This is a genomic window from Brevundimonas sp., from assembly GCF_036402095.1.
Taxonomy (GTDB): domain Bacteria; phylum Pseudomonadota; class Alphaproteobacteria; order Caulobacterales; family Caulobacteraceae; genus Brevundimonas.
The window spans coordinates 1-6,229 of sequence record NZ_DASWTO010000111.1 but is presented as its reverse complement, the minus strand read 5'-3'; the positions used below and the strand labels follow the sequence as shown (position 1 = coordinate 6,229).

The 6,229-nt window shown below is 69.6% G+C and carries 7 protein-coding genes and 1 pseudogene; 3 read left to right on the top strand and 5 right to left on the bottom strand.

Going from position 1 to position 6,229, the window contains the following annotated elements; all coding sequences use genetic code 11:
• A pseudogene (locus VGD32_RS08230) lies at window positions 1-1,168 on the bottom strand (hypothetical protein); the annotation flags it as partial.
• A 230-nt stretch (window positions 1,169-1,398) separates the two neighbouring features.
• Here VGD32_RS08230 and VGD32_RS08225 point away from each other — a divergent pair.
• Together VGD32_RS08225 and VGD32_RS08220 are read left to right on the top strand one after the other, a co-directional pair.
• A complete protein-coding gene (locus tag VGD32_RS08225) occupies window positions 1,399-1,593 on the top strand; it encodes a hypothetical protein (protein ID WP_331031412.1) in 195 nt (64 codons plus the stop codon).
• Between the two features lie 57 nt (window positions 1,594-1,650).
• Complete coding sequence (locus VGD32_RS08220) at window positions 1,651-2,160, top strand: pyridoxamine 5'-phosphate oxidase family protein (RefSeq protein WP_331031411.1); 510 nt, start codon at window positions 1,651-1,653, stop codon at window positions 2,158-2,160.
• A 79-nt stretch (window positions 2,161-2,239) separates the two neighbouring features.
• On the opposite strand, the gene argF is transcribed toward VGD32_RS08220, so the two are convergent.
• The 3 genes from argF to VGD32_RS08205 form a co-directional block, all read right to left on the bottom strand.
• Window positions 2,240-3,154, bottom strand: a complete 915-nt coding sequence (argF, locus tag VGD32_RS08215) for an ornithine carbamoyltransferase (RefSeq protein ID WP_331031410.1) — start codon at window positions 3,152-3,154, stop codon at window positions 2,240-2,242.
• A 17-nt stretch (window positions 3,155-3,171) separates the two neighbouring features.
• Complete coding sequence (locus tag VGD32_RS08210) at window positions 3,172-4,368, bottom strand: aspartate aminotransferase family protein (protein WP_331031409.1); 1,197 nt, start codon at window positions 4,366-4,368, stop codon at window positions 3,172-3,174.
• Window positions 4,369-4,491: 123 nt separating this feature from the next.
• Complete coding sequence (locus VGD32_RS08205) at window positions 4,492-5,418, bottom strand: M28 family metallopeptidase (RefSeq protein ID WP_331031408.1); 927 nt, start codon at window positions 5,416-5,418, stop codon at window positions 4,492-4,494.
• 137 nt (window positions 5,419-5,555) lie between these two features.
• On the opposite strand from VGD32_RS08205, the gene VGD32_RS08200 reads away from it, so the two are divergent.
• Window positions 5,556-5,765: a hypothetical protein gene (locus tag VGD32_RS08200; RefSeq protein WP_331031407.1), complete on the top strand. Its 210-nt coding sequence runs from the start codon at window positions 5,556-5,558 to the stop codon at window positions 5,763-5,765.
• Here the strand turns inward: VGD32_RS08200 and VGD32_RS08195 are convergent.
• Window positions 5,762-6,229 (bottom strand): ABC transporter permease (locus VGD32_RS08195; RefSeq protein ID WP_331031406.1); only part of this gene is annotated, 468 nt, incomplete at its 5' end. The genes VGD32_RS08200 and VGD32_RS08195 overlap by 4 nt on opposite strands.

The window sequence follows — 6,229 nt, the reverse complement described above, 5'->3', positions numbered from 1 at the left end:
CGCCGCCCAGCTTCTCGAGCGCCAGGGCGTGCCGGTCGTCGGCGGCGACCAGCCGCTGCTCCAGGCCCTGGGCGAAGCGGCCCATGTCGGTCTCGACCTTGCGGGTCAGGGTCTCGCCCAGTTTCTCCAGACGGGCGGGGGCGTCGGCCTCGATCTGGCCGACGCGGCCGTTGAGATTCTGGGCGATGCGCAGGACCTCGCGACCCATGGCCTCGACGGCCTTGGCCGAGCGCTCCTCGGACGCCTTGACCTGATCGCCGATGGCCAGAACGGCGCGCTCGATGCGGTCCATGCGGCCTTCGGTCTCGGCCGTGTCCATGCGGCGCATCATCTCGGCGCGGTTGGCCTCGACCTGGCGGCTGAGCGTCTCGGCCAGCTTTTCGAAGCGGGCGGCCTCGCGGACGCCCTCCGGCTCGACCCGGGCCTCGGCGGCGCGCAGCCGCTGGTCGAGATCGGCGAACGAGCGCTCGAGCCCGCGCAGGGCCTCGGTGGTGCGGCCCTGGGCCTGATCGAGCCGCTGGCCGACCTGGGCCAGCAGATCGGCGCCGACGCCGGGGCCGGCGATCTTCTCGACCGCGTCCATGCGCTGACGCAGTTCGTTGACGCTGCCGCGCTGGCGCTCCTCGATATCGTAGAGCCGGCCCGCCAGCGCGCCCAGTGAGGTCTCGACCTTGCCGAAGGTCTCGGCCGTCCTGGGGCCGACCTCCTGCTCGAATTTGCGCAGGCGGCGATGCCCTTCGCGCAACTCCTCGGCGATGTCGTCGATGCGGCGGCCGTACGACCGGCCGGCCTCGTCCTGGCCGTCGAGGCGGCGGACCAGACCCGAGACGGCCTGGTCGACGCCCTGGATCGCCACGGTCGAGCGGCGCTCGGCGGCTTCCAGCCGGGCGGCGATGGCATCGATCGAGGCGCTCAGACGCTGCCACGGCTCCTCGCCGCCGCCGTAGGCGTCGTCGACGCGGCGGCTGCGCCCACGGCGCTCATAGCTGTCGGCGGCGTGGGGCCGGCGCGACAGGGGCACCACGCCCTCCTCGTCGTCGCCGTCTTCCATGATCATGGTGTTGAGCCACTCGCCCAGCGTCATGCCGGAGCGGCGGGCGAGGTCCTTGGCGATCTCGCGCGCCCGGGGCTCGATGCCCTTTACGCTCCACGGCGCGGCTGCGCTCACTGATTCGCCTCCCGACCTTTGACTCAACGCTACCCATCCAGATCAGGGGTGTAAACGCGTGGTTAACCCCAAGATGTAGGGTCTGACCATCTTCCTGTGGAAAGCCCGTACACCGACGGAGAGTCTCGCGCCGGAGCCGTTAACACCTCGTGAAGATTAACGGGTCCGAAAGGACTCGGGCGCTTGCGTGGCGGGCCGCGGCAGGCCACTTGGCGGCGATGAGTCTGCCGATGACCCTGGGCCTGACGGCCGCCGCCATAGCCCTGGCCGTGTTCGCGGGATGGCGCGGAGCGCGGCCGTCGCAGCCGCATCTGGGCGTCCGCATGGTCCCGTGGCGCTTCATCATGATCCTGTCGGCGGCGGTCGTCGTGCTGCTGCTGGTCCACCTCGCCGCGCTGGCGGGCCTGCCGCAGCGGCCGCGCTAGGGAACCCCGCCCCGGCCCGGCCATTCCTGATCGACCCCAAGATCAGGAGACGCCGCCATGGCCGACAAGACGCTGACCGCCGCCGAGGCCGAGAAGGAATTCTGGGACAGCCTCAAGAAATCCAACACCGGCCTGCTCGGCCTCGACCAGCCCGGCTATCACGCCCAGCCGATGACCGCCTTCCGCGAGGAGGAGACAGGCACGATCTGGTTCTTCACCCGCGAGGACACCGATCTGGCGAAGGACGCCGGAGTCGGCGGCGGTCAGAGCGCCATGTTCCACTACGGCTCGAAGGACCAGAACGTCTGGGCCTGCATCCACGGGACCCTGTCGGTGCACGGGCATGACCGGGAGGTCATCGACCGCTACTGGAACCCGGTGCTGGCCGCCTGGTATCCGGAGGGCAAGGACGACCGGATGCTGACCCTCCTGCGCTTCGACGCCGACGATGGCCGCGTGTGGGTCAATGAGGGCGGCTTCTTCAAATTCGCCTACGAGATCGCCAAGGCCAATGTGACGAAGACCCTGCCGGATTCGGGCGGGGTGGCGGATGTGAATCTGCAATGAGGCATCAGGCAGCAGGAAGTGCGCGGTTGGCGGCGAGGCGCGTCATCGCACCTGCTGCCTGTTGCCTGATCCCTGCCGCCTAGCCCGCGAAACACCAGGCCAGAACGGCCTTCTGGGCGTGGATGCGGTTCTCGGCCTCGTCCCAGACGAGCGAGCGGGGGCCGTCGATGACGGCGTCGGTGACCTCCTCGCCGCGGTGGGCGGGCAGGCAGTGCAGGAAGACCGCATCGGAGGCGGCGGCGTTCATCAGCCCCTCGTCGACGCCATAGCCGTCGAAGGCCTCGAGCCGGGCCTCGTAATCCTGGTCGCCCATCGACACCCAGGTGTCAGTGACCACGACGTCGGCGCCGGCGACGGCCTCGCGCGGGTCGCTGGTCAGGGTCACGTGATTGCCGCCACGGGCGAGGTCGTGCAGGTCGGGATGGTAGTCGGCGGGGCAGGCGACCTGCAGGTGGAAGCCCAGCTTCGGCGCGGCGTGCATGAAGCTGTGGCAGACGTTGTTGCCGTCGCCGACCCAGGCGATGGTCTTGCCGGCGACCGGGCCGCGATGCTCCTCGATGGTCATCAGGTCGGCGAGGATCTGGCACGGGTGCGAGCGGTCGGTCAGGCCGTTGATGACCGGCACGGTCGAGACGCGGGCGAAGCGCTCGACGTCCTCGTGGTCATTGGCGCGGATCATTACCGCATCGACCATGCGCGACAGGACGCGGGCGGTGTCCTCGACCGGCTCGCCGCGGCCCAGCTGCATGTCGCCGGCGTTGGCGATGATCGAGGACCCGCCCAGCTGGCGGATGGCGGCGTCGAAGCTGAAGCGGGTGCGGGTCGAGTTCTTCTCGAAGATCATCGCGAGCACGCGGTCCTTCGCCGGGGCGTCGGCGTCGACGCGGCCTTGCGGCCAGCCCTTGCGCGCCTGTTTGCGGGCGTGGGCGTCGTCGAGGATGGCGCGCAGCTCTTCGGCTTCGAGGCGGTACAGGTCGAGGAAGTGACGGACCATCGGCCCCTCCGGAAAAATCAGGCGGCGGCGAGCTTGCCGCGCGCGAATTCGCAGGTGCGCTCCAGGCGCTCGACGGCCTCGCGCGCCTCTTCGAGCGACAGGTTCAGCGGCGGCAGGATGCGGACCAGGTTGTCGCCGCCGCCAGCGACCAGCAACTTCGCCTCGTCGCGGGCCCAGCCCATGAATTCCCGGTTGTTGGGGATCAGCTTCATACCCATCAGCAGACCCTTGCCCCGCACCTCGACGATCACGTCCGGGAAGCGCTGGGCGAGGCCGTGCAGCTGCTGCTTGAGGTAGCCGGCGATCTCGTTGACGTGGGCCAGGGTCTCCGGCTTCGAGATTTCGGCGAAGGCGGCCTGGCCGACGGCCATGGCCAGGGGGTTGCCGCCGAAGGTCGAGCCGTGGACGCCCACGGTCATGCCCGTGGCCGCCTTCGTGGTGGCGAGGCAGGCGCCGATCGGGAAGCCGCCGCCGAGGGCCTTGGCGATGGCCATGATGTCGGGCGTCATGCCGGCCCACTCGTGGGCCCACAGCCTGCCGGTGCGGCCCATGCCGCACTGGACCTCGTCGAAGATGATCAGCACGCCGTTCTCGTCGGCCATCTGGCGCATCCAGCGCAGATCCTCGTCCGGCGTGGCGCGGCAGCCGCCCTCGCCCTGGACGGGCTCGAGGATGACGGCGGCGGTGGTCGGGCTGCGGAACGCGGCCTCCAGCGCCTCGCGGTCGCCCCAGACCAGCTGGTGGAAGCCCTCCATCGGCGGGCCGAAGCCGTTGGTGTAGCTGGGGTTGGCCGCGGCGTTGATGGCGCCGTAGGTGCGGCCGTGGAACGAGCCGTCGAAGCCGTAGATGTCGATCCGCTCCGGCTGGCCGTTGGCCGAGTGATATTTGCGCGCCGTCTTCAGGGCGCACTCGACGGCTTCCGTGCCGGAGTTGGTGAAGAAGACGACGTCGGCGAACGACTTCTCGCACAGGGCGTCGGCGAGGGCTTCCTGACCGGGAATCTTGAAGATGTTGGAGACGTGCCAGAGCTTTTCGGCCTGGTCCTTGACGGCCTGGACCAGCACCGGATGGGCGTGGCCGAGGGCGTTGGTCGAAATGCCCATGACGCAGTCGAGGTATTCGGTCCCGTCCTTCGCCCACAGACGCGCGCCCTGCCCGCGATCCACCTCCAGCGGCGCGCGGTTGTAGACACCCATCAGATGTTCAGTGGACACGGGAACGGACCTCCAAAAGCGAGACGGCCCCGGCGCGGAAGGCGTCGGGACCGCTTGAAAAAGGGTCAGGCCTTGTCGGACGGGGGGCGGGGTTAGTCAACACCGCCCCGCCCGCTGCGACGCTCAGTGCGAAAGCTGCCGGTCCAGCCGCTCGACCAGCGCCGCATAGACCTCGCCGGCGGTCTTCACCGTGGCGGGGTCGATCCGTTCCATGGTGTCATCGGCGGAGTGGATCAGCTGGAAGACGCGCGGGACGAAGCCCTCGGCCAGGCCGTTGCTCTCGCCGCCGTTGAAGGCCAGCCACATCTGGTGGGCGCCGACGTGGTCCTGGAAGCCGAGGGAGACGGTCGGAACCACGGCCGCCGGGGCCGCGGCGGGACCGCCGAGGCCGGCGCCCGAGAAGGCGCGATCGTCGGAGGGCGGATAGACCGGGAAGCCGACGCAGTGCATGGCCCGCTCGGCGCAGACCTCGCGCACGGCGCGGGTGACCCCGGCCGACTGCTCGCCGTTGTTGAGGCCGTACATCATCGTGTCGCCATAGCCGGCGACGTCGGAGTTCACGACGGCGGCGACGTTGGCGAGGCCGTGCGCCTCGATCCATTTCCTCGCGCCGATCAGGCCCAGCTCTTCCTGGTCGAACAGGATGATCCGCACGCGGTGGTTCATGTCCTTCGAGCGCAGGATCTTAGCGGCCTCGATGACCCCGACCACCGAGGCGGCGTTGTCGACCACGCCCTGCGACATCGTCCCGTCGCGCAGCTTGACCGCGTCATAGTGGGCCGTGAGCAGGATTTCCCGCGGGCCGTCGCCGATCGTGACCACGACGTTGCGGCCTTCCAACTCGCCGGTCTGGCGGTTGCCGCCGACGAAGGTCTCGACCACCGGCTCGAAGCCGGCGGCGCGCAGCTGGTCGACGACGACCTGCGTCCGGGCCTCGTTCGACGGCTGGACATAGGCCGCGACCTGGGCGCGGAGGTCGACGTCCTGCGCGGCGGCGGGCGTGACGACGGCGAGAAGCGCCGCGGCGGCGGCGAGACTACGGAACAGCATGGAACCCCCTGAAAGACGTGACGCCATGGCTAGCGCGCCCGCCGGTCCCGCGCACCTTAAAACGCGGTCACCCGGCCGCGCCGGCGCCGGAACCGGCCGGCGGGCGGCCGGTTGACCGGGCAGGAAAGGAGTCCGCCATGTCCAATCATCCCGATCCGCAGCGTCAATCCGTCAGGGGGCCGGACGATCTCCAGCGCAATCCGGGCATCGGCCAGTCGGCCGGCCTGAACCGCCGCGACGGTCTCGATGAGATCGAGGGCGACAGCACAGTGGAGGGCGACACCGCCAACAACGCCGGCCCGGGCGGAGCGGTTGACCCGGACGACCGTGGACGAGGAAACGCCTAGCTCTTCAACCGCCAGCCCGAGCGGAACACCAGCCAGCAGGCCACGGCCATGCCGGCGGTCAGAACCGCGCTCATGACGACGCCGATCCACAGCACGCTCTCGGCCTGGCCGATGAAGCCGTAACGGAAGCCGTCGATCATATAGAAGATCGGGTTGAAGTGGCTGATCGTGGCGAACGGCTCCGGCAGGTTGTCGACCAGGTAGAAGGTGCCGCTGAGGAAGGTCATCGGCATGATCAGAAAGTTCTGAACGGCGGCGAGCTGATCGAACTTCTCGGCCCACAGGCCGGCGAAGACGCCGATCATGCCCATCAACAGCGAGGCGGTCAGGCTGAACCATACGATGGCGGCGAGGTTGGCGACGCCGAGCCGGGCGAAGGGCAGCACACAGACCGCCGTCACCAGACCGACGACGACCCCGCGGGTGGCGGCGCCGAGCGCGAAGCCGATGGTCAGCTCCAGCGG

Bases quoted from the DNA above. Each gene is read 5' to 3' on its own strand.
- VGD32_RS08200 (WP_331031407.1), top strand. From the start codon at position 5,556: ATGTCCAATCATCCCGATCCGCAGCGTCAATCCGTCAGGGGGCCGGAC.
- argF (WP_331031410.1), bottom strand. From the start codon at position 3,154: ATGGTCCGTCACTTCCTCGACCTGTACCGCCTCGAAGCCGAAGAGCTG.
- VGD32_RS08220 (WP_331031411.1), top strand. From the start codon at position 1,651: ATGGCCGACAAGACGCTGACCGCCGCCGAGGCCGAGAAGGAATTCTGG.
- VGD32_RS08205 (WP_331031408.1), bottom strand. From the start codon at position 5,418: ATGCTGTTCCGTAGTCTCGCCGCCGCCGCGGCGCTTCTCGCCGTCGTC.
- VGD32_RS08225 (WP_331031412.1), top strand. From the start codon at position 1,399: ATGACCCTGGGCCTGACGGCCGCCGCCATAGCCCTGGCCGTGTTCGCG.